The sequence below is a fragment of the Moritella viscosa genome (genome assembly GCF_900120065.1).
In the GTDB taxonomy this organism is placed as follows: domain Bacteria; phylum Pseudomonadota; class Gammaproteobacteria; order Enterobacterales; family Moritellaceae; genus Moritella; species Moritella viscosa.
Genome location: NZ_FPLG01000015.1, coordinates 115423 through 140040, shown reverse-complemented (window position 1 = coordinate 140040; position 24618 = coordinate 115423). Strand labels below are relative to the sequence as shown.

At 40.2% G+C, this 24618-nt stretch carries 17 protein-coding genes and 1 pseudogene; 4 read left to right on the top strand and 14 right to left on the bottom strand.

Translation table 11 applies throughout. The features are described from left to right. Positions 1-144: 144 nt before the first annotated feature. The 6 genes from BT797_RS02785 to thrA all read right to left on the bottom strand — a co-directional run bounded on the left by BT797_RS02785 (position 145) and on the right by thrA (position 8482). A complete protein-coding gene (locus BT797_RS02785) occupies positions 145-1311 on the bottom strand; it encodes a phosphoglycerate kinase (RefSeq protein ID WP_075471015.1) in 1167 nt (388 codons plus the stop codon). Between the two features lie 34 nt (positions 1312-1345). Then, positions 1346-2374, bottom strand: coding sequence for an erythrose-4-phosphate dehydrogenase (gene epd / locus BT797_RS02780; protein ID WP_045109251.1), 1029 nt, complete (start codon positions 2372-2374; stop codon positions 1346-1348). 192 nt (positions 2375-2566) lie between these two features. Then, entirely contained in the window at positions 2567-3433 is an 867-nt protein-coding gene (gene tesB, locus BT797_RS02775) for an acyl-CoA thioesterase II (RefSeq protein WP_045109250.1), read from the bottom strand. Positions 3434-3661: 228 nt separating this feature from the next. Continuing rightward, positions 3662-4936 (bottom strand): threonine synthase, encoded by a 1275-nt coding sequence (gene thrC, locus BT797_RS02770; protein WP_075471014.1) that lies wholly within the window; start codon positions 4934-4936, stop codon positions 3662-3664. Between the two features lie 127 nt (positions 4937-5063). Next, complete coding sequence (thrB, locus tag BT797_RS02765) at positions 5064-6020, bottom strand: homoserine kinase (RefSeq protein WP_075471013.1); 957 nt, start codon at positions 6018-6020, stop codon at positions 5064-5066. 2 nt (positions 6021-6022) lie between these two features. Next, complete coding sequence (gene thrA / locus BT797_RS02760) at positions 6023-8482, bottom strand: bifunctional aspartate kinase/homoserine dehydrogenase I (RefSeq protein WP_075471012.1); 2460 nt, start codon at positions 8480-8482, stop codon at positions 6023-6025. 330 nt (positions 8483-8812) lie between these two features. Between thrA and aceK the strand changes: the two genes are divergently transcribed. Further along, positions 8813-10537 (top strand): bifunctional isocitrate dehydrogenase kinase/phosphatase, encoded by a 1725-nt coding sequence (gene aceK, locus BT797_RS02755; protein WP_045109247.1) that lies wholly within the window; start codon positions 8813-8815, stop codon positions 10535-10537. A gap of 82 nt (positions 10538-10619) precedes the next feature. Here the strand turns inward: aceK and BT797_RS02750 are convergent, their stop codons facing one another. Further along, positions 10620-11099: a putative 4-hydroxy-4-methyl-2-oxoglutarate aldolase gene (locus BT797_RS02750; protein WP_045109246.1), complete on the bottom strand. Its 480-nt coding sequence runs from the start codon at positions 11097-11099 to the stop codon at positions 10620-10622. A gap of 837 nt (positions 11100-11936) precedes the next feature. Between BT797_RS02750 and arcA the strand changes: the two genes are divergently transcribed. Next, positions 11937-12653, top strand: coding sequence for a two-component system response regulator ArcA (arcA, locus tag BT797_RS02745; protein WP_045109245.1), 717 nt, complete (start codon positions 11937-11939; stop codon positions 12651-12653). A gap of 96 nt (positions 12654-12749) precedes the next feature. Here the strand turns inward: arcA and BT797_RS02740 are convergent, their stop codons facing one another. Together BT797_RS02740 and purL are read right to left on the bottom strand one after the other, a co-directional pair. After that, on the bottom strand, positions 12750-13631 hold the full coding sequence (locus BT797_RS02740) for a chemotaxis protein (protein ID WP_045109244.1): 882 nt from the start codon (positions 13629-13631) through the stop codon (positions 12750-12752). A gap of 187 nt (positions 13632-13818) precedes the next feature. Continuing rightward, the gene (gene purL, locus BT797_RS02735) at positions 13819-17712 is read right to left on the bottom strand and encodes a phosphoribosylformylglycinamidine synthase (RefSeq protein ID WP_075471011.1); all 3894 of its coding nucleotides are present in this window, start codon (positions 17710-17712) and stop codon (positions 13819-13821) included. Between the two features lie 255 nt (positions 17713-17967). Here purL and mltF point away from each other — a divergent pair, with 255 nt between their 5' ends. Next, positions 17968-19467, top strand: coding sequence for a membrane-bound lytic murein transglycosylase MltF (mltF, locus tag BT797_RS02730; RefSeq protein ID WP_244534102.1), 1500 nt, complete (start codon positions 17968-17970; stop codon positions 19465-19467). 136 nt (positions 19468-19603) lie between these two features. After that, on the top strand, positions 19604-19759 hold the full coding sequence (locus BT797_RS23750) for a hypothetical protein (RefSeq protein ID WP_170860703.1): 156 nt from the start codon (positions 19604-19606) through the stop codon (positions 19757-19759). On the opposite strand, the gene tadA is transcribed toward BT797_RS23750, so the two are convergent. From tadA to BT797_RS02705, 5 genes and pseudogenes are all read right to left on the bottom strand, one after another. Continuing rightward, positions 19756-20328 carry a tRNA adenosine(34) deaminase TadA gene (tadA, locus tag BT797_RS02725; protein WP_075471010.1) on the bottom strand — a complete coding sequence of 191 codons (573 nt, stop codon included), beginning with the start codon at positions 20326-20328 and terminating at the stop codon, positions 19756-19758. The genes BT797_RS23750 and tadA overlap by 4 nt on opposite strands. Positions 20329-20446: 118 nt before the next feature. Beyond that, positions 20447-20680 (bottom strand): hypothetical protein, encoded by a 234-nt coding sequence (locus BT797_RS02720; RefSeq protein ID WP_052678245.1) that lies wholly within the window; start codon positions 20678-20680, stop codon positions 20447-20449. A 191-nt stretch (positions 20681-20871) separates the two neighbouring features. After that, positions 20872-21487, bottom strand: a pseudogene (locus tag BT797_RS02715) (alcohol dehydrogenase catalytic domain-containing protein); the annotation flags it as partial. Positions 21488-21639: 152 nt separating this feature from the next. Further along, complete coding sequence (locus tag BT797_RS02710; RefSeq protein WP_045109242.1) at positions 21640-23328, bottom strand: NAD-dependent malic enzyme; 1689 nt, start codon at positions 23326-23328, stop codon at positions 21640-21642. Between the two features lie 185 nt (positions 23329-23513). Next, positions 23514-24368, bottom strand: coding sequence for a sigma-70 family RNA polymerase sigma factor (locus tag BT797_RS02705; RefSeq protein ID WP_045109241.1), 855 nt, complete (start codon positions 24366-24368; stop codon positions 23514-23516). Positions 24369-24618: the final 250 nt, after the last annotated feature.

Here is a 24618-nt window from a genome sequence, read left to right as displayed (position 1 = left end):
TATTAGCCTTATTGTTTACATATTTAAGTACTGAATTATTCAGCACAAATTTTTAAAATACTTTCACCGCTACAGTTAATCTATAGCGATAGCCGTAGCAACAAAACAACGATTAGTTATTCATCATTCGTTGCTAATTGTTAGTTATGCGTTTTTCGCACGTTCTTCTAACATAGCGACTGCTGGTAGTACTTTACCTTCTACAAATTCAAGGAACGCGCCGCCACCAGTAGAGATATAAGAAATACCATCAGCCAGACCGAATTGATCAATAGCTGCGAGTGTGTCACCGCCACCAGCGATAGAGAATGCATCGCTTTCTGCAATCGCACGACCGATGATTTCAGTACCTTTAGCGAAGTTAGCAAATTCAAATACGCCAACTGGACCATTCCAAATAATTGTTTTCGCCGACTTGATCATCTCAGCAAGTTGATTTGCAGAATCAGGACCTAGATCGAAGATCATATCGTCATCACTGACTTCTGATGCTGGTTTCAATGTTGCTTCAGCCGTTTCAGAGAACTCGCTAGCAACTAATACGTCAGTTGCTACTGGAATCTCACATTTCGCCATTAATGCTTTTGCTGTATCAATTAGATCATGCTCACATAGTGATTTACCTACGTTGTGACCTTGCGCTGCGATAAATGTATTCGCAATACCGCCACCAACAACAAGCTGATCAGCAATTGTTGATAATGAATCAAGTACCGTTAATTTAGTTGATACTTTAGAACCACCGACAATAGCGAGGAATGGACGCGCTGGTTTGTCCATTGCTTTACCCAGTGCTTCAAGTTCTGCAGAAAGTAGCGGACCAGAACAAGCGATTGGTGCAAACATACCAACACCGTGTGTTGATGCTTGTGCACGATGAGCAGTACCAAATGCGTCCATTACGAATACGTCACATAGATTTGCGTATGCTTTTGATAATACGTCTTCGTTTTTCTTTTCGCCTTTATTAAAACGAACGTTTTCTAGTACAACTAATTCACCTGCGTTTAATTCTAAACCGTCTAGGTAATCACGTGCTAGAACAACGTTATTTTCTAGTGCTTCTTTAAGGTAGTCCACAACAGGTTCTAATGAAAACTCTTGAGAGAATTCACCTTCCGTTGGACGACCAAGGTGTGATGTAACCATCACTTTTGCGCCAGCTGCTAATGCAAGTTTGATTGTTGGTAATGAGGCACGGATACGCGCGTCAGATGTTACTTTGCCATTTTTAACTGGTACGTTTAAATCTGCACGAATTAATACACGTTGACCTGCAAGATCAAGATCTGTCATTTTAATAATATTCATCGTTCAATCCTTAAAGCTATCAATTTTATAAAATTTATTTCAATCTATTTTTCGCTAGCGTAGCGATGTAATAAGTCGTATCAAGTAGACGGTTAGCAAAGCCCCATTCGTTGTCACACCAGGCTAATAATTTCACCAAATGTCCATCGCTGACCCGTGTTTGGGTACCATCAATAATGCTAGAGCGCGGGTCATGGTTAAAGTCTATTGATACCAGCGGAGCCTCGGTATAACCCAAGATCCCTTTTAGTTCAGTTTCTGCGGCAGCGTGTAAACAATTGTTAATATCTTCAATTGTGACTTCTTTGCTCACCGTGATACTTAAGTCCATTGCAGTGACGTTTAAGGTAGGAACCCGAACGGCAATGGCTTCAAATTTATTCGCGAACTTAGGTAAAATACGTTCAATCCCTGCTGCTAATTTTGTGTCAACCGGAATAATAGAATGACTTGCAGCACGTGTGCGACGTAAATCCGAATGATAAGAATCGATTACAGGTTGATCATTCATTGCTGAGTGAATAGTAGTGATCGTGCCGCATTTAATATCAAATGCACTATCAAGAGCATTGATCACTGGCACCATACAGTTAGTGGTACAAGACGCACCAGAAATAAATGTCTCAGCACCCGTTAGCTGCTCATGGTTAACGCCAAACACAACCGTGGCATCAACATCCGAACTCGCAGGATGGGAAAAAATAACTTTTTTAGCGCCGGCAGCAATATGTGCTTCAGCATCCGCTTTAGTGCCATATATACCCGTACAATCAAGCACGATATCAATGTCATGTTCCAGCCAAGGTAAATCAACCAGTTCTGGGTGACGCACTAAATGAATACAATCATTTTCAATTTGTAATAGGTTATCGCCCAGTTGTACTGAGAATGGAAAACGGCCATGTGTTGAGTCATATTGAGTTAAATGTACTATCGCTTCAGGAGCCGCGAGTTCGTTAATCACAACGATCTTAATTTCGTCCTGACGGTTACTTTCATACAACGCTCGGACAACACTACGTCCAATTCGTCCATAACCATTAATGGCAACTCTAACAGACATAATAGGGGGGAATACCTAGTAACAAAAAACGATCTTCATTGTAGATTAAAATGAGGCAGAAGCGAATAAGCAGGAGTAGGAAATGTTTATAAATTTCAGGAAAGCATGATCCCGACCACAAATTTTCGTAATAAAACAACATTTCGACGTTTTCATCCGAAATGTTGCATTATTTCGTAATTAAGTACGTAATTAAGCGATCTCTCGGTTTCGAATTAACCCTTCTTGCATTGTGGTTGCGACCATTTTTCCATCGCGAGTAAAGAAACGTCCACGAACTAGACCACGAGAACCTGACGCGGTTGAACTGTCTACCGCATATAATAACCAGTCATCCATACGAAAGTCGCGGTGAAACCACATTGAATGATCAATAGTCACCACCTGCATATTCGGACTCATAAAGCCCTTACCGTGTGGTTGTAATGCGGTTGGCAAAAAACAGAAATCAGATGCGTAAGCAAGTAAATATTTATGAATACGTGCATCGTCTGGCATTTGCCCATTGGCTTTAAACCAAATATACCGCTCTGGTGCAGACTTCTCTTCATTAAGTGGATCAAGATAATTAACTGGACGCATTTCAATTGGCCTTTCACAAACAAACTTGGCACAAATATCATCAGGCAATTCATCACGTAGCGATAATACATGGTCTTGTTCTGAAAGCAGGTCTTCCGGTGGCGGCACATCCGGCATAACATCTTGATGATCGTAACCTTCACGTTCAATCTGATAAGACGCCGTCATGTAGAATATAGCTTGGCCATTTTGGATCGCTCGAATACGGCGTGTGGTAATGGAGCCGCCATCACGAATATTTTCTACTTCATAAACAATCGGCTTTTTAACATCGCCAGCACGCAGGAAATAAGAGTGGAAGGAGTGCACTTTACGATCAGCTGAAACGGTTTCTTTTGCTGCCGATAATGCTTGACCCATTACTTGACCACCAAATACAGCGCCAAATCCTAAATCTTGGCTCTGACCACGGTAAATCCCTTCTTCAATGGTTTCTAACGTTAGCTGTCCAAGCAGATCTTTTAATACCTTACCCATAAATACCTTTTTTGAATTCAGGTTGTTATTTTAGAACGAAAGAGCAAAGCTACCCCTGTTATAGAAGATATTCAAGTGATAATTACAGTTATTGCAGGGGCAGAATTAGAGATTCTGTTATTAAATAGGCGCTTACAGCCAAAAAAAATACCTTGCTCCGATGCCATTAACAACAACATCAAAACAAGGTATCTTCACAAATGTGAGAATGCGTGATTTAAGGCTAGACTACGCCATCAAAAATGCACGTAATGCCACAAAGTCATTTGCCATATCAACAGATAAGTTTGGCTTATCTGCACAATCAGCAAGTTCTTGTGGCAAGCCAATATCGCGACCTAGAATCTCTTCAACTGATTCTTTGAACTTCGCAGGGTGCGCTGTACATAGGAATAAACCGAATTCATCTTCGCTCAGCTGTGCACTTAAACGGTCATATGCAATCGCACCATGCGGTTCACATAGATAACTTTGTTCATCTAACGCCACAACAGCTTGTTTAGTATCTTCGTCAGATAAGAAATCAGATGCGAGTTCAGACAAGTCCCAACCTTTAACACGAGCCAGTTCTTCGATACGTGGCCAGTTACTTGGTACACTCACATCCATCGCATTGGATAAGGTTGCTTGCGTTGCTTTTGGATCCCACTTACCGCTTTCTAAATAACGCGGTACAGTGTCATTAATATTCGTTGCTGCAATAAAACGCTTAACTGGTAAGCCTAATGTTTTTGCTAATAAGCCAGCAGTCAGGTTACCAAAGTTACCACTTGGTACAGACACCACCGTTTGTGCACGCTGCGCTTTTGGTAGTTGTGCGAATGCTTCGAAGTAATAACAGATTTGTGCCATTAGACGACTAATATTAATTGAGTTAGCTGAGTTAAGACCGATTGCCTGACGCAGCTCTGCATCATCAAAAGAACGCTTCATTAATGCCTGACATGCATCAAAGTCACCATCAATCGCAATAGTGCGGATATTACCACCGAGCGTACAGAACATCTGTTCTTGCAAGAAGCTGATCTTACCTTTTGGATACATGACTACAACTTCGATATTTTCAATACCGTAGAAAGCATGTGCAACGGCAGCACCAGTATCGCCTGATGTTGCTGTTAAAATCGTAATTTTTTCACCTGTAGTCAGGCGTGATAGACACTGCGCCATGAAACGGCCGCCAAAGTCTTTAAACGCAAGAGTTGGACCGTGAAATAATTCTAATGCACTGATCTTATCGCTAATTTTTGTGACTGGCGCAGGAAAGTTAAACGCACTTGCAATAATGTCATGTAATTCTTGCTCGCTAAATTCATCACCGATCAGTGATTGTAAAATAACGCGACTACGATCAACTAGGTTCATCTCTAGTAAAGCATCAATATCGTCTATCGGATTAATTTCGCTCGGAAAGAACAAACCTTGGTTTTTACCCATACCTTGTTTTACTGCTTGTGCAAAGCTAACTGTCTCTGCGTGATCTTTAATACTGTATAATTTCATTGTTGTTCATTCCCTAAAACATTATTTGTGCACCTGCGTGATAACTATGACCTTAACATAATAAGAACATATAACCCTAGTGCCTAGGGTTCAACAATCACCACGCAGTATTTTTATATTTCTATAATTACAATTCTGTACCCACAACACGTGCGCCTTGTTTATCCAGTTTACAGATATGGCTGAAACCATCTCCGTTTTGGATAAAGTTAGCGTCTAACCAAGATTTTAGTTTTTCAGCTTGTGCTAAGTCCGTCATCACGTTAAATACCGTAGGGCCTGAGCCTGAGATACCCGTTGCTAATGCGCCTAGTTCTTTAGCGTAGTCACGCACTTCGTCAAATTTAGGAATAAGCTGTGAACGATATGGTTCTGCAATCACATCTTTCAACATCGCAGCTGCCAAGTCTTGTTGCTTGCTGTAACAAGCATGGATAAATCCAGCTAAGTGACGACCATAAGTTAAACAATCACTACGGCTGTACTCTGTTGGTAAGATGTCACGCGCAGCAGCTGTTGAAATGCTAATGCCCGGATAAGCTACCACCCAGTACCATTCATCGAAACAAGGCACAGATTGACTCACGACCCCATTTTCGCCCAGCATTAATTGCATACCACCTAATGCACAAGGCGCGACATTATCATAATGTACGCTACCACTAATTTTACCTTCAAGTTCACCCATTAATAACACCATTTCGTGTTCATCAAGGGTGTTATCATGAAATTCATTCAGTGCTTCTAGTCCTGCGACAATTGACGCCGCACTTGATCCTAGACCACTACCAATCGGTAAGTTTTTTTCTAATTCCATGGCAATATTTTTGATCTTAAAACCACGTTTTTCTAACGCGGCGGCATAACCAAGATAACAATCATAGATGATATTTTCACGGTAATCATCAGGTAATTTATGCTTAAAACGACCACTAGAGGCTAGGCTAAATGCCGAATCTGCATCGGTAATAAATACTTTATCGCCGATGAGCGAACCATCAATCGGAGCAATCGGGAAACCTAATGCATCAAAACCTGCACTTACATTAGCTACCGATGCCGGTGCGAATACAACTATACTCATGGTTAAACCTCTTGCTTCCAATTAAGGGTACGTAATACATCGGCAAATACGCCTGCTGCAGTCACTTCTGAACCAGCACCATAACCACGTAACACCATTGGGATTGGCTGATAATAACGGCTATAAAATGCCAATGCATTCTCACCATCTTTTACTTTATTCAACGGATCTGATTCTGGTACTGCCGCAATAGATACTTTACATTTACCGTCTTCAATCTGACCGATATAACGTAAAACTTTACCCTCTTCAGCAGCCGTAGCTTGTAAATCAGCAAAGTACGCATCTGCTTTTGGTAGGTTAGCCATAAATTCTTCATTAGTGCCCGTTGCGTCAAAATCAGCAGGTATTGCTTCTTCAACTTCAACTTGGTCTAAGGTTAAATCCATGCCTGCTTCACGTGCAATAATCAATAATTTACGTGCGATATCCATGCCGCTTAAATCTTCACGTGGGTCCGGTTCTGTAAAGCCATTGTCACGTGCTTGTGCCGTTGCTTTCGAGAAGCTCATACCTTCATCTAATTTACCAAAGATGTATGACATAGAACCAGACAGAATACCGTTGAAGCGTACGAGTTCATCACCCGCGCTTAATAGATTCTGCAGATTTTCAATCACAGGTAGACCAGCACCTACATTAGTATCGTATAAGAAACGACGGCGGGTTTTTAATGCCGTTAAACGCAGTTCATGGTAATAATCCATACTCATGGTATTGGCTTTTTTGTTCGCCGCAACAACGTGGAAACCACTCCCCAAAAAGTCAACATATTGACTAGCAAGATTATCATTACTTGTACAATCAACAATCACCGGGTTAATGATATGGCTGTTTTTAACCAAATCTTCCAGTGCTGCTAGTGAGAACTCTGTATCACTGACAGCAAGATCATCAGCCCAATGTGTTAATGATAACCCTTCTGAGTCGAGTAACATTTGGCGGCTGTTAGCAATACCGCAGACACGGAGCTCAATATGACGTTCTGCTAAAAACTCTTTTTGACGTTTGATTTGTTCGACTAATGCCGCGCCCACACCACCGCACCCTAATAAGAAAAGGTCGATGTATTGTTGTTTACCAAAGAAAATATTGTGTGATGCTTTAATCGCTTCATTGGCTTTGCTTTCATCAATAACCGCAGAAATAGAACGTTCTGATGAACCTTGTGCAATGGCAACAAGATTCACTGATGCTTGTGCTAATGCCATAAAGAAACGTGCAGCAATACCGTTGGCTTTACGCATGCCATCACCAACCAGCGATACAATCGCTAAACCATCACGCATTTCGATAGGTTCGAGTAACTGATTACTGATCTCTAAAGTAAATTCGTTATTCAGTGCCAGTTTCGCTTTACCTGCATCATAACTGTGGATACAGAAGCTAACACTGTATTCTGATGATGATTGCGTGATAAGGGCAATGGATACACCAGCGCGTGATACTGTTTCAAAAATACGACCAGCCATGCCAACCATACCTTTCATACCCGGACCGGAAACGTTAATCATGGTCATGCCACTAAGCTCTGATAATGATTTAACTTCGGCTTGGGTTTTTGACATTAATCCGCCGATTAAAGTGCCTTCACCTTCTGGATTTTTAGTATTCTTAATCAAACAAGGAATGTGGTGCAGAGCAATCGGTGCAATCGTTTTTGGATGTAGTACTTTCGCGCCAAAATAAGACAATTCCATTGCTTCTGGGTAGCTTAATGTTTTAAGTAATTTAGCGTCTTTTACTAAGCGTGGGTCACAAGCGTAAACACCGTCTACGTCAGTCCATATTTCACAGCAGTCAGCATACAGACACGCCGCTAATACCGCAGCAGAATAATCAGAACCATTACGGCCAAGTACAACTGTATTGCCCTGTTCATCACCCGCTGTGAAGCCAGGCATTAAATAGATATGGTCAGTCTTAATTGGATTTTGTTCAAAACGAGCACGAGAAGCCTCAATATCCACAGTGGCTTCTAGTACACTGCCCTTTCCTACTAGCTTGTCTTGCGGAATAATCACTTCAACTTTAAATCCGCGGGCTAATAACAGTTGCTCCATACAAACAATGCTAAGCTTTTCACCGGTACTTAAGATCTTTGCTTCAATGTTTTCTGGGCATTGCGATAATAATTTAACACCATATAAGTATTCTCTTAATGTCGCTAATGATGTTGTTACCTGCGTTAATGCAACTACATCATTAAAATTAGGGTATTGAACTTTTAGACCTTCAACAAGCGCCTTAAAGATCCCTTCGATTTCTTCCAGTGATGACTCCGCATCAAGGCCACGAACTGTTTGTTGCACAGCTGCAACCAAATTATTGGTCACTTTTGCTGGCGCAGATAACACCAATGCTACCTGTGATTGCTCAATCTTACTCACAGAGATATCTGCTGCACAGGAAAATCGCTCGGCGTTTGCCAATGATGTTCCACCAAATTTTAAAACTCGCATCCTTTGCTCCTTGTAGATACAAAAAAGCCCGTTCCAAATGGTAACGGGCTTTTTTATCATTTCTGTCTTAGCCCTACGTATCATCCCACCGTTGTAATAACAGTGTTAATAATCGTGGTGGTAATGAACGCTAAGCAATAAGTCATAATAATATTTAATAAATCTGTTAATAATTTCAATACCTATAGCAATATCAAAAAATGAGAACCAAATCAAGTTTAATATAAATTTAGTTGTTTCACTCCACATCGATAAAAGCATTTAAACATGTTGAAATAATGTTTAAAGATTGCGATATTTAAGCCTGTCTTAAGTCCAAGGGTTTGTTGTATGGAAAAAGTTTTAGAAGCACAAATAGCGGGTTCGTTATTAGAATCATTTGATGCTTTTTATAGCCGATTTTTAGAAGTCACGCGTGGTGCCAAATTACGTTTTGAAAACGCGGATTGGCATGGTGTGCAAATAGCCGCTAAAAAACGTATTAGCCTTTATGATTACCATGTCGGTAAGACAGCTCAGAAAATGCAAGATCTTGCGGCTGAAACAGAAGCGAATAAAGTATTCCTGCAAGGGATTAAGCGGGAGTACGAAGCGCTATTACAGCATTACCCAAATTTTGAAATTGCCGAAAGTTTCTTTAACTCTGTTTATCGCCGTGTCTTTAAACATACCAATATATATAAAGAACAACTATTCATAACGAATGCTAATCGCGTTCGAGATCCTGCGTACCCGAATAATTTTTATCGTAGCTATACCCGAGGTGGAAACTTTTCGGTGATCTTACGTAAGATCATTGGTGGTTATACGTTTACGGCTCGATGGGAGAACTTGGACAGGGACCTTGCTAATGTCGTGGATTACCTTAACCAACATGCACCAAAACAACTCACCGAAGCAGAACACATTGAAGTACATATGCTTAACGAGGTGTTTTATCGCAACAAAGGGGCTTACCTTATGGGTAAGATCTTTGCAGATGGACAAATGTACCCGTTGGTATTTCCGATTTTAAATAACGAAGAAAACGAAATTTATTTAGATACAGTTATTTTTGAAAAAGAAGAAACCAGTATTTTATTTGGCTTTGCCCGTGCTTATTTCTTTGTTTATGCGCCAGAGCCTGGAGCCATAGTACAATTTTTAAAACCGATGATCCCACATAAAACTAACTTTGAGATCTACTCTGCTATTGGTTGCCAAAAACATGCAAAAACAGAGCTGTTCCGCCACTACATAAAGCACTTAGATAACTCTGATGATAAGTTCATTATTGCCCCGGGTATTAAAGGTATGGTGATGAGCGTATTCACCCTGCCTTCTTATGACGTGGTATTTAAGCTCATTAAAGATGAATTTGCACCACCTAAACAAATCGATCACGCGACAGTAAAAGAAAAATATAAGATCGTAAAATCTCATGATCGTGTCGGCCGTATGGCTGATACCCAACAATTTAAGAACTTTGCTTTCCCCAAAGATCGTTTCAGTCAAGAACTGCTCGATGAATTGTTAGCTGTCGCCCCTTCAATTATTAAAATCACCAACAGTAAAGTGGTGATCAAACATCTTTATATTGAACGTAAGATGATCCCGCTAAACATGTATCTCGAACAAGCAAATGTAGAAGAACTTGATAACGCGATTGATGAATACGGTAATGCCATCAAACAACTTGCGGCTGCAGATATTTTTCCTGGTGATATGCTGTTTAAAAACTTTGGTGTGACCCGACATAATCGCGTGGTCTTTTACGATTATGATGAAATCTCATATATGCATGAAATTAACTTCCGCTACATTCCGCCACTACGTTATCCAGAAGACATAATGCTGGCAGAACCTTGGTACGCCGTCGCGCCCAATGATGTATTCCCAGAAGAGTTTGAGACCTTCTTATTATCTCGACCTGAAATTAACAAGCTCTTTAAAAAATATCATTCAGATCTGCTTGACGCCGATTATTGGAAAGGACTGCAAGACAATATTAATCGCGGTAAATACAGCGATGTATTCCCTTATCGTCGAGCACGACGTTTTAACCGAGATGAATAAGTAAATAGAATAGGTAAACAAAAAAGGGATGAGATTAATAATCAATTAACCTCATCCCTATCTTCACATCGAATTAATACTATTAAAGAAGCGGTTCTTTAGCCACCACGACACCGTTTAAATCGGCATAGATATAATCGCCTTCAGCAATATTCACACCAGCAAAGTGCAAATTGATACCTGCATCACCTAGACCACGCTTTTCTGTTTTAACAGGGCAAGCGGTTATTGCTTTAACCCCTAATTCAAGCGTATTAATCGTCGCGACATCACGAATGGCACCATAAATAACAAAACCCGCCCAACCATTTTTAACGGCGTTTTCAGCGATCATATCACCGAGTAATGCACGTCGTGTAGAACCACCGCCGTCAACAACGAGGATACGCCCTTCACCCGGCGTGCCAGCCAGTTCTTTAACCAGAGAGTTATCTTCAAAACATTTAACAGTTACCGCTTGCCCACTAAAAATAGTCGCTTTACCGTAACTTTGAAAAATAGGATCCATTACAGACAGTTGATTAAAATGCCGATCACAAAGATCAGGTAACAGGTCTAACATAGTCCATCCTTAGAGTCGTTATTGTTTATCACTAATAATCCAGTAGCTATGTTACGTGAAACGACAATTACTACAACTGCTAACATATTAGCGCAAATCAATCATTTCAATCTATAATTGATTAACAAAGTAAATACATTGGTCATTAATTATAGATAAAACTTACCAGTTTGTAATTTGATTACACTTTACTGGCAAAGAACCGCTTCAATAGTAGAGCGGTGTAGTAACCCAAAATAATTCACCTAAGCAACTGACATATTGCTAAATTAAAACTAAAACGTCGCGCCAACATCAAATATAAGTGCAATAAACCATGACAGATCTGTTTATTTAGTACTGAAATTTATGAAAAAAGAATAATAATAAAAATAATTTTCATTATTATTCTTTAATATAAATAGGTTAATTCGAAGGGGGTGAGCTAAATCTGGTCTGATAAACTCAAGCTTTAAATAATATTAAGCATACAAGGAAAAAACACAACCAATTGATTACAATGGATTTAATGGTTTTTTCATTCATAATCATATCAATAATATTTATTTAATTCATCGTTAAAAGCATTAATTTCAGCTAAAAATAACCAATGAGGGTTATTTGATAAATATCAAATCGCGTTGAGTTATTACGTAACATAATTACATTAGGTTGTTATACTGCTGTTAATAACATATAATCCTATAGTTAAGGAAGCCATAAAACTAGATATCCTGCCGCAATCAGCTGTTTTAGATAAATAGTCTTATATTTCATGGATGTATTACTCTTACTCCCCGATTCATTGATATCAATAATCTGGGCACTATTTGATCCAAAGCGAAACTAGGTACGTTTATGCAAACCCCAAACATTCTTATCGTAGAAGATGAACTCGTTACACGTAACACCCTAAAAAGCATCTTCGAAGCTGAAGGCTATTCAGTACATGAAGCAAGTAACGGCGATGAAATGTATGAGATCATTACCAATAATCCGATCAGCTTGGTAATCATGGATATTAACCTTCCAGGTAAAAATGGCTTATTGTTAGCACGTGAACTACGTGACAAACATAATTTAGCTCTCATGTTTTTAACTGGTCGCGACAATGAAGTTGACAAGATTTTAGGTCTAGAAATTGGTGCTGATGACTACATTACTAAACCATTTAATCCACGTGAATTAACGATTCGTGCACGTAACCTACTCGGCCGTACTTTTACTAAAATCCCAGTAGCAGACGAAGAAAAAACGATTATAGAAGAATATGAATTTAATGGCTGGCGTTTAAATATCAACAGCCGTTCTTTGATTAGTCCACTGGATGATTCATTCAAACTGCCACGTAGTGAATTCCGTGCGATGCTACACTTTGTAGAGAATCCAGGTAAAATTCAAACACGTGCAATGTTATTGAAAAAAATGACAGGCCGTGAATTAAAACCACACGATCGTACTGTTGATGTAACTATTCGTCGTATCCGTAAGCATTTCGAAAGCATTGCTGATACACCAGAAATAATCGCAACAATCCATGGTGAAGGTTACCGTTTTTGTGGTGAGTTAAGCTAAGCATTACATTGCTAGCGAGACCGTGAAAATACTATAAATAATAAAAAAGCGCTAAATAGCGCTTTTTTTGTCTCTAAAATTCAGTCAAGAATCTAATTAATCTACCTTATCCCGACCTTTTACACCGCGTAGAATAGCTTGTAATAGCTCACTTGCATCAAATTTAGTCAATGCTTCATCGGCACCAATTTGCTGTGCTCGCTCAGTGCTAATCGCACTCGATAACGAAGTATGAAGAATAATGTAAGTCGCAGATACGTTAGGTGTACTACGTACTTCAAATGCAACTTCATAACCATCTAATCCCGGCATTTCAATATCACTAACTAACACATCAATGGGGTTACCAGCTTCAACTGCTGATTGCATCACAGCTAACGCATCTTGACCATTTTTAGACACTTGATAATGAATACCAGCTGCATCGAGAGCACTACCAAGTTGATTACGCGCGACCATTGAATCATCCACAACCAAGATTTCTTTAGTGCGAAGTTCTTCAAGTTCTAGGTTTGTAAACTGGGGTAACTCAATATCGTCATCAGGATAAATATCAGCTAACAAGCGTTCAACATCCATCAGTTGCACCAGTTGCTCATCAAGCTGCATTACCCCTGTGGTATATATATTACAGCCAAGTGATGAATCTGGAGCCGAAATATCTTTCCAACTGCAATCCATGATCTTATCAATATGACGTACCAAAAAGCCGACGATCTGACGGCTACAATCCGTGATAATAATATTGCACGAGTCATATTCTTCTTTACTAACTGGGCGATAGCCCACAGCGGCTGCCATATCAATAATAGGAATTGTCCGACCACGTAGTGTCGCAGCGCCCATCACCATAGGGTGAGAACCGGGTAAAGAATACAAACGTGTTGAGGGTACAATTTCCTGCACTTTCAACGTGCCGATTGCAAATTTTTGCTGTAGATTCAACTTAAATAATAATAAACCTTGTGACTGACTCATTACCCTTCCTAATTATTAATTGATACATTCACTAAACCCTTAAGACTATAGCATAATTAAGTATTTATATTGTTTTATATAATCAATATAGCACGAGTAAAAGCAAAAAAAGGCCGCAATAATTGCGACCTTTCATGCATTTACAATCAACCTAGTGACGGGTGACTTAAAATTAACCTAAGTACGGTTAACCTAAGTTCACTCGCGCATTACGGAACATACGCATCCAAGGGCTATCTTCACCCCATTCTTCTGGATGCCATGAGTTGCTCACAGTACGGAATACACGTTCCGGATGTGGCATCATGATAGTGACACGACCATCAGTCGTTGTTAAACCAGTAATACCTAATGGCGAACCATTTGGGTTTAATGGGTATTGCGTCGTAGGTTGACCGTAGTTATCAACGAAGTTAAGTGCCACTGTGCCACTGTTTTGTAGTGCTTGCAGATGCGCATCGTCACGTAATTCAATACGACCTTCACCGTGAGATACAGCAATAGGCATTCTTGAACCAACCATGTCACCTAAGAATATTGACGGATTTTTCGGTACTTCAACCAAGCTGAAACGTGCTTCAAAACGTTCTGATTGGTTAGTAACGAAACGTGGCCATAATTCTGAACCAGGGATAAGTTCACCCAAGTTAGATAACATCTGACAACCATTACATACACCCAGTGAGAAGCTATCTTCACGTTCGAAGAAAGCCGCAAACTGATCACGTGCTTGTGGGTTAAATAAGATTGACTTAGCCCAACCTTCACCCGCACCCAGAACGTCACCGTAAGAGAAACCACCGCAAGCAACCAAGCCTGCGAAGTCTTCTAGGTTAACGCGACCGGCAAGAATATCACTCATGTGAATATCTTGAGCTGCGAAGCCAGCACGATCAAAGGCAGCAGCCATTTCCGTTTGCGAGTTTACCCCCTGCTCACGAAGGATTGCCATTTTTGGTTGTACACCAGTAGCAATGTAAGGTGCAGCAATATCGTCTTTAACATCAAAACTTAAGTTAACGTTTAGACCAGGGTCTTTCACGTCAAGTTTAAGGTCGAATTCTTCTTGTGCACAACTTGGGTTATCACGCAGCGCTTGCATTTTAAGCGTTGTTTCGGCCCACATAGCACGGTAGTAGGTACGACTTTCAGCTAATACGTTTTCACCGTTACGTGTGAAGCGAATCATGTCATCTTCATTTGTAGAACCAATCACATGACAACATGCAGCTAGACCGTGACCCGCTAATGTTGTAAGTACTTGCTCTTTCATTGCAGAAGACACTTGAATCACCGCACCTAACTCTTCAGAGTAAAGAGCAGCAAGATCATCGGTACCTAACATATCAAGTTCAACGTCAACACCACAGTGACCAGCAAATGCCATCTCTGTTACTGTTGAAAATAAACCACCGTCACTGCGGTCATGATAAGCCAGTAATGATTGCTCTTTCACTAACACTTGCATTGCATCGAAGAAGCCTTTCAGCTGCTCTGAGCTATCCACATCTGGCGTCTGTTGACCCAATTGCTTGTATACTTGCGCTAATGATGAAGCTCCGAGACGGTTCTTACCATTACCTAAATCGATAAGGATAATGTCTGTTGCGCCTTTGTCAGTACGTAGCTGTGGTGTTACTGTTTTACGTACGTCAGTCACACGACCAAACGCAGTAATAATCAGTGATAATGGCGATGTAACTTCTTTATTTTCACCGTTATCTTCCCAGCGTGTCTTCATTGACATTGAATCTTTACCTACTGGAATAGTAAGGTTCAATTCAGGACAAAGTTCTTCACCTACCGCTTTAACCGCTGCATATAAACCAGCATCTTCACCAGGGTGACCCGCTGCAGACATCCAGTTAGCAGAAAGGTTAATACGTGTTAAATCACCAATTTCCGTTGCTGCGATATTTGTTAATGCTTCGGCAACCGCCATACGGCTAGATGCAGGGAAGTTTAACAGTGCGAGTGGCGTACGTTCACCGATAGCCATTGCTTCACCAGCGTAAGTATCAAAACTTGCCGCGGTTACAGCACAATCGGCAACAGGAACCTGCCAAGGACCAACCATTTGATCACGTGCAACCAGACCCGTTACCGAGCGGTCACCAATCGTGATTAAGAACGTCTTTTCAGCAATCGCAGGTAAGCGTAATAGACGTTCGGCAGCATCTTTAACGGTAACACCAGTAAAGTCTAATGCTTCACCTTCAGTCACTAGCGTTGTTGCTTCACGGTGCATCTTAGGTGCTTTACCTAATAATACTTCCATTGGCATATCAATTGGCTGTTCGTCTAATAACGAATCCGTTACAGACAAATGCAACTCTTCAGTCGCGACACCAACTACAGAGAATGGAGCACGTTCACGCTTACAAATAGCTTCGAATGTTGCTAGGTTCTCAGGTGCAACAGCCATTACGTAGCGTTCTTGAGATTCATTACACCAAATTTCAAGCGGTGACATGCCAGGTTCATCATTGTTGATATCACGCAATTCAAACTGAGCACCACGACCACCGTCATGCACAAGTTCAGGGAATGCGTTTGATAAACCACCCGCGCCCACATCGTGAATGAAGGCAATTGGATTGTCTTCACCAAGCTGCCAGCAGCGGTCGATAACTTCTTGACAACGACGCTCCATTTCTGGGTTTTCACGTTGCACAGAAGCAAAATCTAAATCTTCGTGTGATTGACCAGAGTCCATCGATGAAGCAGCACTGCCACCTAAACCAATGTTCATTGCAGGACCACCCAGTGCGATAAGTTTCGCGCCTACTGGGATATCACCCTTTTTAATGTGTTGGTCACGGATATTACCCAAACCACCAGCCAGCATAATCGGCTTGTGGTAACCACGTACTTCCACACCATTATGGCTGTTAACTTCAGCTTCATAAGTACGGAAATAACCTAATAGGTTAGGACGACCAAATTCGTTATTAAATGCTGCGCCACCCAAAGGACCTTCTAGCATAATGTCTAATGCACTAACAATACGACCAGGCTTACCAAAGTCGGTTTCCCATGGCTGCTCAAATTCTGGAATTCGTAAATTAGATACCGTAAAGCCAACTAAACCTGCTTTTGGTTTCGAACCACGACCCGTTGCGCCTTCATCACGGATTTCACCACCTGAACCCGTCGCGGCACCTGGCCAAGGCGAAATTGCAGTTGGGTGATTGTGCGTCTCAACTTTCATCAGAATTTGGATATCTTCTTGGTGATATTCATACTGGTGAGTTTGTGGGTCAGGGAAGAAACGGCCGGCTTTTGAACCTTCCATCACAGAAGCATTATCTTTATATGCAGATAAAACATGATCACCTGTTTGTTCAAAGGTGTTCTTGATCATCTTGAATAATGATTTTTCTTGCTCTTGGCCATCAATAGTCCAATCCGCATTAAAAATCTTATGACGACAATGCTCTGAGTTTGCTTGAGCAAACATCATTAATTCGATGTCATTTGGATTACGGTTTAATTGAGTAAAACTCGCAATCAAATAATCGATTTCATCTTCAGCCAGTGCTAAACCTAATTTAACATTCGCATCAACAAGTGCCTCACGGCCACCCTCTAAGATATCAACCGACTTTAACGGACGCGCTTGTGCCTGAACAAATAATTGTTCTGCTGCATCTAAACAATCAAATACAACTTCCATCATACGATCGTGCACAAGACTTGCTGCAGTTTGTAATTGAGTTGGTGTAAGTGGGGTAGATGAAGATATGTAGTAGGCGATGCCACGCTCAAGACGTTTTATTTTAGAAAGGCTGCAGTTGATTGCGATGTCGGTAGATTTAGAAGACCAAGGAGAGATAGTGCCGGGACGAGGAGTGACGAGAAGGAGAGTTCCTTCGGGAGCGTGCTCTGCAATTCTTGGCCCGTAGGTCAACAACTTTTCCAGGACACTCCGTTCATTGTCACTGAGCGGAGCCGTTACATCAGCAAAATGGATGTACTCCGCGTAAATTGTTATATCCGATAATCCTACATCATTACAACGTTCGACTAATTTATTAGTACGAAACTCAGAAAGCGCTGGCGCCCCTCGCATTATATGCATTAACTTTTTCTCACTAAAAGGGTTACTGGGGAAAAATCCCGGCCATTATATGCAAATAATTACAATAACGATAGCGTTACATGAACAACAAGTTAATTTACTAATATTTTTTTTCAATCCTTAGTCGATAACATCGTTAACAGTATTGATAACATTGTCATTTCACTACCAGATATCAACACTGTTTTTTTATACAGCTAATTGTGATTAACGGTTGTGTAATGGCAATGAAAACGCTATAAAGATAGATCCAATATGTATATTTATACTTTCATGCAAAAAGGCGCTTACTTGCAGGTATTTTTCACTCGCTTACAACTCTTTTTAAAATCCAGCTTACTCATTATTTTGAGTCTAGTTGTTTCCGGCTGCATTCAAGAAAAGGATGAGCGCACTCAGTTAGAAAAGATCCAAGACGCGGGAGAATTACATATCAATACAATTTATGGTCCTGCCAACTATTACCTAGAAGGCAACAAACCAGCAGGTCTTGAATATGAGTTATTAAAAAAATTTAGTGATTATATCGGTGTTAAATTAGTAATTCATCCACACCATTCACTGAAAAATATGCTAGAAAACAAAAATACGAAAGTTAAGCCTATCGCTTTATCTGCAGGAGGTTTAACACGTACCGAAAAACGCTTAGCTGAATATCGAATGGGACCAAGTTACTACCAAGTAAAACAACTTCTCATTTATCGTAAAGGCAGCCTGAAACCACGTAGCTTACAACAGATAAACGATCCGATTTATGTAGTAAAAAGTTCAAGCCATGAAGAATATATACAGAAACTACAGCGTGATTATCCCGAGCTAAACCTGACTTATAAAACCTTCCCCGATGAAGATATTTTATTCAGTAATTTAGAAGAAGGTACTATCAAATTGGCGATTGCAGATGATACCTCCTTATCTCAACATCAATACTATTACCCACACCTTAATAAAGCCTTCGTTCTAGAAGACGATCTCGATGTTGTTTGGTTAATGGAAAAAAATATCGATGATAGCTTAGCTAATGCTGTACTGGCCTTTTTCACCTTACAGCAAGCCAGCAGCGCAATGGAACAACTACAAGAAAAGTACTTTGGTCACATTGATACCTTTGATTTTGTCGATACACGTACTTTCTTACGCCGCGTCGATTCACAATTACCGAAATACGAAGAACTGTTTCGTCAATATGCAGGAGAGCTAGATTGGCGCTTACTCGCAGCAGTCAGCTACCAAGAATCCCACTGGAACCCAAAAGCACGCTCACCAACGGGCGTACGTGGCATGATGATGCTTACTTGGCCAACTGCGAGAGAGTTTGGTGTAACCTCACGCATTGATGCCGAACAAAGTGTGCGAGCTGGCTCAGCCTATTTAGCAAAGTTGATCAAACGTTTGCCGGATACAATCCCTGAACATGAAAAACCTTGGTTTGCATTAGCCGCATATAACATTGGCTATAGTCACCTTATAGATGCAAGAAAGATTACCCAAAAACTGGGCGGAAATGAAAATAGCTGGGCGGAAGTAAAAGCGATTATTCCACTATTGCAACAGCCTAAATGGTATAAATATACGCGTTTTGGCTATGCTAGAGGTAACGAAGCCATCAAATACGTGAGTAATATCCGTAAATATTACGATAGCTTACGTTGGTTTGATGAACAGATTAATATGACCGAGCAAGTCGCCCGCGATGTAGGCTTTGAATTATCAACCAATACAGAACAGGCATGGGTTACAACAGAGCCCGAGTAACACTACCAGCTGTCACACTATGCACATAAAACTGACATAAAAGTTTCATGTGCATATTATTTGTATTACTGTATGTTAATACACATAAAGATAAGAAAACGCCTAGGACTAGGCAGAAAAATAAAAGGAAAACAAGATGCTAAAGAAAAGAGCAAAATTAAAAATTAAAACACCAAGACGCCAAATATCACGCTCAAGAATAAACCGTTCACTCCTGAATCGTCAGCGTTCATTCTTTTTACAAAATGAATTATCGATTGATTTAGACGGTCAGCCAATTGTACTGGATTAACTTTTCTGCAATAACTTCAGGGCTTTTTTCTCTTTCCGGCGACGTTTAAAAAATTCACTCAATAATGCGCCAGTCTCACTCGCAAAAACCCCTGAACGAACTTCAATCTGATGATTCAGCTTTGGATGTTCAACTAGATTAAATCCCGCCCCTGCCGCACCCGTTTTCAAATCTACCGCACCATACACTAAACGCTTCACTCGACTATGCACCATCGCACCAGCACACATAGAACATGGTTCTAACGTGACATACAGAGTGGCATCAATGAGTCGGTAATTTTCGACTATTTTACCCGCTTCACGTAATGCCATCATTTCGGCATGGGCCGTCGCATCATGTAAATTAATCGATTGATTCCAACCTTCCCCAATGATCTTATCATCGAGTACAATGACGGCGCCCACAGGGACTTCATCAATAGCTTCAGCCTTACCTGCTAACATAATTGCGTGTTGCATCCAGCGCTCATCAGTTTGACGCTGTTCAAGAGTAAGGGCTAAATTAGGATTTAAATCGGATAAAGGGCCACTTTCTTCAGTAATAGCTTTGGTAATTTCTTCAGTCATGACTATCTACAATACGTGTAATTTATAAAGATAATACCATACATTGCACAGCATCAATCGCATCATGTTTCCAATGCTCGTCATAATATGCATATGGCATAAGAATTAATGCACTAATTTATTCACAGTCCACCTCAGAGTCATCCTGATAACTAATAGAAATATCGGAATCGTTAATTAATAACGAAAGACGGTTAGCATGGTAAATCGTGACATCCTTAAATATGGTTTCGGTTTCAGTTGATGGGTCGGTAAAAACACATTTAGCGAACTGTTCTATATAGTAATGCTCTGCCGAGGCCCATGATGATGAATGATGATGCCAAAGCGTAAATAATAAACCAGCTACCATCAGGTACACCAAGATGTAACGCCAAAAGGACTGGAAAAAAGAAGGCTCTAATGAAGAGGGAAGGATCATCATTTGTAATTACTATTCACTATAAAAGAAACAACTTGTTATACTATAACACTTTCATAATGTAACGATAAAGTAGTATAAAGATAAAGTAGTATAAAGATAAAAATGCAGCGCATAAAAAAGGGTAAACCTGACATAATCAGACTTATCCTTTCAAGGCCAACATCGAAGCCTTCAGTCATTTTAAGATCATCCATCACATCTTTTAGCGATTCTGTTGCTACGTTTACAGCGCGAGTAACACCCATCTTGCGCTAGGTCTAAACGAAATTCATTCACATCCGAGATCACAACATTACGAGCACCAACGTGCTTACATACTGCTGCTGCCATGATACCGATAGGACCAGCACCGGTAATTAATACATCTTCACCAACCACATCAAATGATAAAGCAGTGTGTACAGCGTTACCAAACGGGTCAAAGATCGCTGCCATATCATCAGAAATATCGTCTGGTAGCTTGAATGCGTTAAATGCAGGAATAACTAAGTATTCAGCAAATGCGCCTTCACGGTTAACACCAACACCTGTTGTATTTCGACATAAATGTGTGCGCCCTGCACGGCAGTTACGACAGTGACCACACGTAATGTAGCCTTCACCAGAAACACGATCACCTAATGCGAAACCACGAACTTCTTGGCCGATACCAACAACTTCACCTACATACTCGTGGCCCACAACCATAGGTACAGGGATCGTTTTTTATGACCATTCATCCCAGTTATAAATATGGTAAATACACAAGTATTTTTTGCAACATTGTTACGCAGCACGACTTATTGCAACATATGACCAATAGATACAATAAAAAAACCAGCTAAAGTAGCTGGTTTTTTTAATATCAGAATATAACGCCTGTATATATTACATATTCAGGGTATTAACTAGTTAGCAACACGCTTATACTCACGATATTCTGGTAACCAGAAGTTCTTTTCAATATTATTACGGATCGCTTCATCAGATGTTTGCAATGCAACACCTTGCAGTTGTGCTGTTTTAGCCACCCAGAAAGCAATCTCTTTACTTACCGCATGAATGTCCGTTAAAGGTGGTAATAATGGACCCTGTCCATCACGACCTAACGGCGAGCAATCCGCTAATGCACGACTTGCTGCCATTAACATCGCATTCGTTACACGTGTAGCTTCTGCTGCGAGTACACCTAAACCAATACCTGGGAAAATATAGCTATTATTACATTGTGGAATAGTGATCAATTCATCACCGTAACTTACAGCAGGGAATGGACTACCGGTTGCCACTAATGCACGGCCTTCTGTCCAACGGATCAGATCTTGTGGTGTAGCTTCAACTCGTGATGTCGGGTTACTTAACGGAAATATAATCGGATGTTCCGTGTTAGCGGCCATGGTTTTAATGACTTGTTCAGTGAACAGACCAGGCTGGCCTGATACACCAATTAGAATCGATGGTTTAGCATGTTTCATCACGTCAAGTAGTGAGATCACATCACTGTCAATTCCCCACTCGTCACGTAATCCTTGATGCTGTACAAGTTTCTGTTGGAAATCGAGTAGGTTTGGCATTTTATCTGTGAGTACACCAAAACGGTCAACCATGAATACACGCGCACGCGCTTGGCTATCAGAGAGCCCCTCTGACTTCATTTGCGCAACGATTTGTTCGGCAATACCACAACCTGCAGAACCCGCACCTAAGAAAGTAACTTTCTGTTCGCTTAGTTTGGTTTTCGCAGCACGACAAGCAGCCATTAGGCTACCTAATGTAACGGCAGCAGTACCTTGAATATCATCGTTGAAACAACAGATCTTATCTTTATAACGTTCTAATAATGGCATTGCATTTTGTTGTGCAAAGTCTTCAAATTGCAATAACACATTTGGCCAACGACGTTTTACAGCATCAATGAACAGATCTAAAAATTCATTATACTTATCTTGGTCGATACGCGGTTTACGCCAACCCATGTACATCGGATCTTGTAAACGATTTTCATTATTAGTACCCACATCTAACACGATAGGTAAGCAGTTAGCCGGGCTAATACCACCACACGAGGTATAAAGTGACAATTTACCAATTGGAATACCCATACCACCGATACCTTGATCACCTAAACCAAGAATACGCTCACCATCCGTTACTACGATCACTTTTACATTTTGCTTATTTACATTATGTAAAATATCATCGATGTTTTCACGTTCAGGGTAAGAGATAAATAAACCACGAGCACGGCGGTAAATATCTGAGAACTGTTGACACGCAGCACCAACGGTTGGGGTATAAATAATTGGCATCATCTCTTCCAGATGATTATCAACTAAACGGTAAAATAATGTTTCATTAGTATCTTGGATATTACGTAAATAAACGTGTTTATCCATCGCACTCTCAAAACCTGAAAACTGCTTATAAGCACGTTCAGATTGTTCTTGAATAGACTCAACCATCGGGGGAATTAAGCCCGTAAGATTGAAACTTTGGCGCTCAGTTGTACTAAAACCACTGCCTTTATTTAATAAAGGTGTTTCTAATAGTGCAGAGCCAGCGTAGGGTAAATACAGAGGACGATTTGTTGTGCTCATTGATATCTCATATGTATGAAAGAGTGCAGTATGCTACCAGTCATAACTACTGACGGGCTAAAATGACGAAGGAATATACTCGGCTAAGCTATCATAATCTCAAGAAAAAAACTAAAGATAACGATAATAGCTGAAAATATATTCCTTTTTATACACAGAAAATTAGTGAGCACCAAGGCGATTATTTAATTGAGATAATCTTGTTTTTGTACTGTATTTTGCAGTAACTCAGGCTGAATTTTCTGTAAGCTGAAATTAATAATTTGGCGAATTCGTTCTCTCGACATAGATAAACGTTCGCCGATAACATGTAGAGTCAGTGGATCTTCTTCACCTAATCCGAATCTCAATTCAATGATTTTTCTATCACGTTCAGATAAATGGCCTAACACTTCATCCAAATAACATAAAGTATCTGCATCTTCGAGTTCATCATTCGGTTTGCAAATAGAATAATCTTCTAGCATATCAACCAAAGCGGTACTTGAATCACGATCCGTCACGATCGTTTTATCTAAACTTGCTTCATTAAAATAATAGGATAACACTTCAGTAACTTGTGTGTGTTGCATTTCCAGTAATTCTGCCAATGCCATCACATCATGATTACATTGCAAGTCTAATTCTTGTTCACGTGCAGTTTTTAAAATGCGTTTATATACTTTACCAATATGAATTGGTACACGGATAGTCCGTGATTGATTCATAATAAAACGCTCAATATTATTCTTTATCCACCAAACCGCATAAGTAGAAAAACGAAAGCCTTTAGTCGCATCAAATTTTTCGACCGCGTGAATCAACCCAGTGTTCCCTTCTTGGATAATATCAACTAACGGCAGTGAAGTATGTTGGTAACGTTTGGCTATATTTATTACTAAGCGTAGATTTGATTGGATCATGCGTTGTCTGGCTTTTACATCACCTTCATGAGAAGCAACCGCTGTTTCATATTCTTCTTCTTTAGTTAATAATTTACTGCTTTGGTTTACTTGATACATGTATACGTCTAGTGCATTCGACTCGTTAGATAATTCCATTTTTCTATCTCCCCAGCGAGTCTCTCCACATGAAACCACGCTAACAAATTAAACATACCTAGCAACAACTATAAAACTAACTAGAAACAAATTTTTATTACAAAATAATTCAGTAGAAATAAGGTTAGTCTGGAATTCAATTTTAGAAAGGCCATTATAATAAAAAAAACAGTAACATTCTTAGGGTAGTAATAAAATACGATAACACCAACTAAGGTCAGACCAGATAGTGGATTATTTACTCGATGAA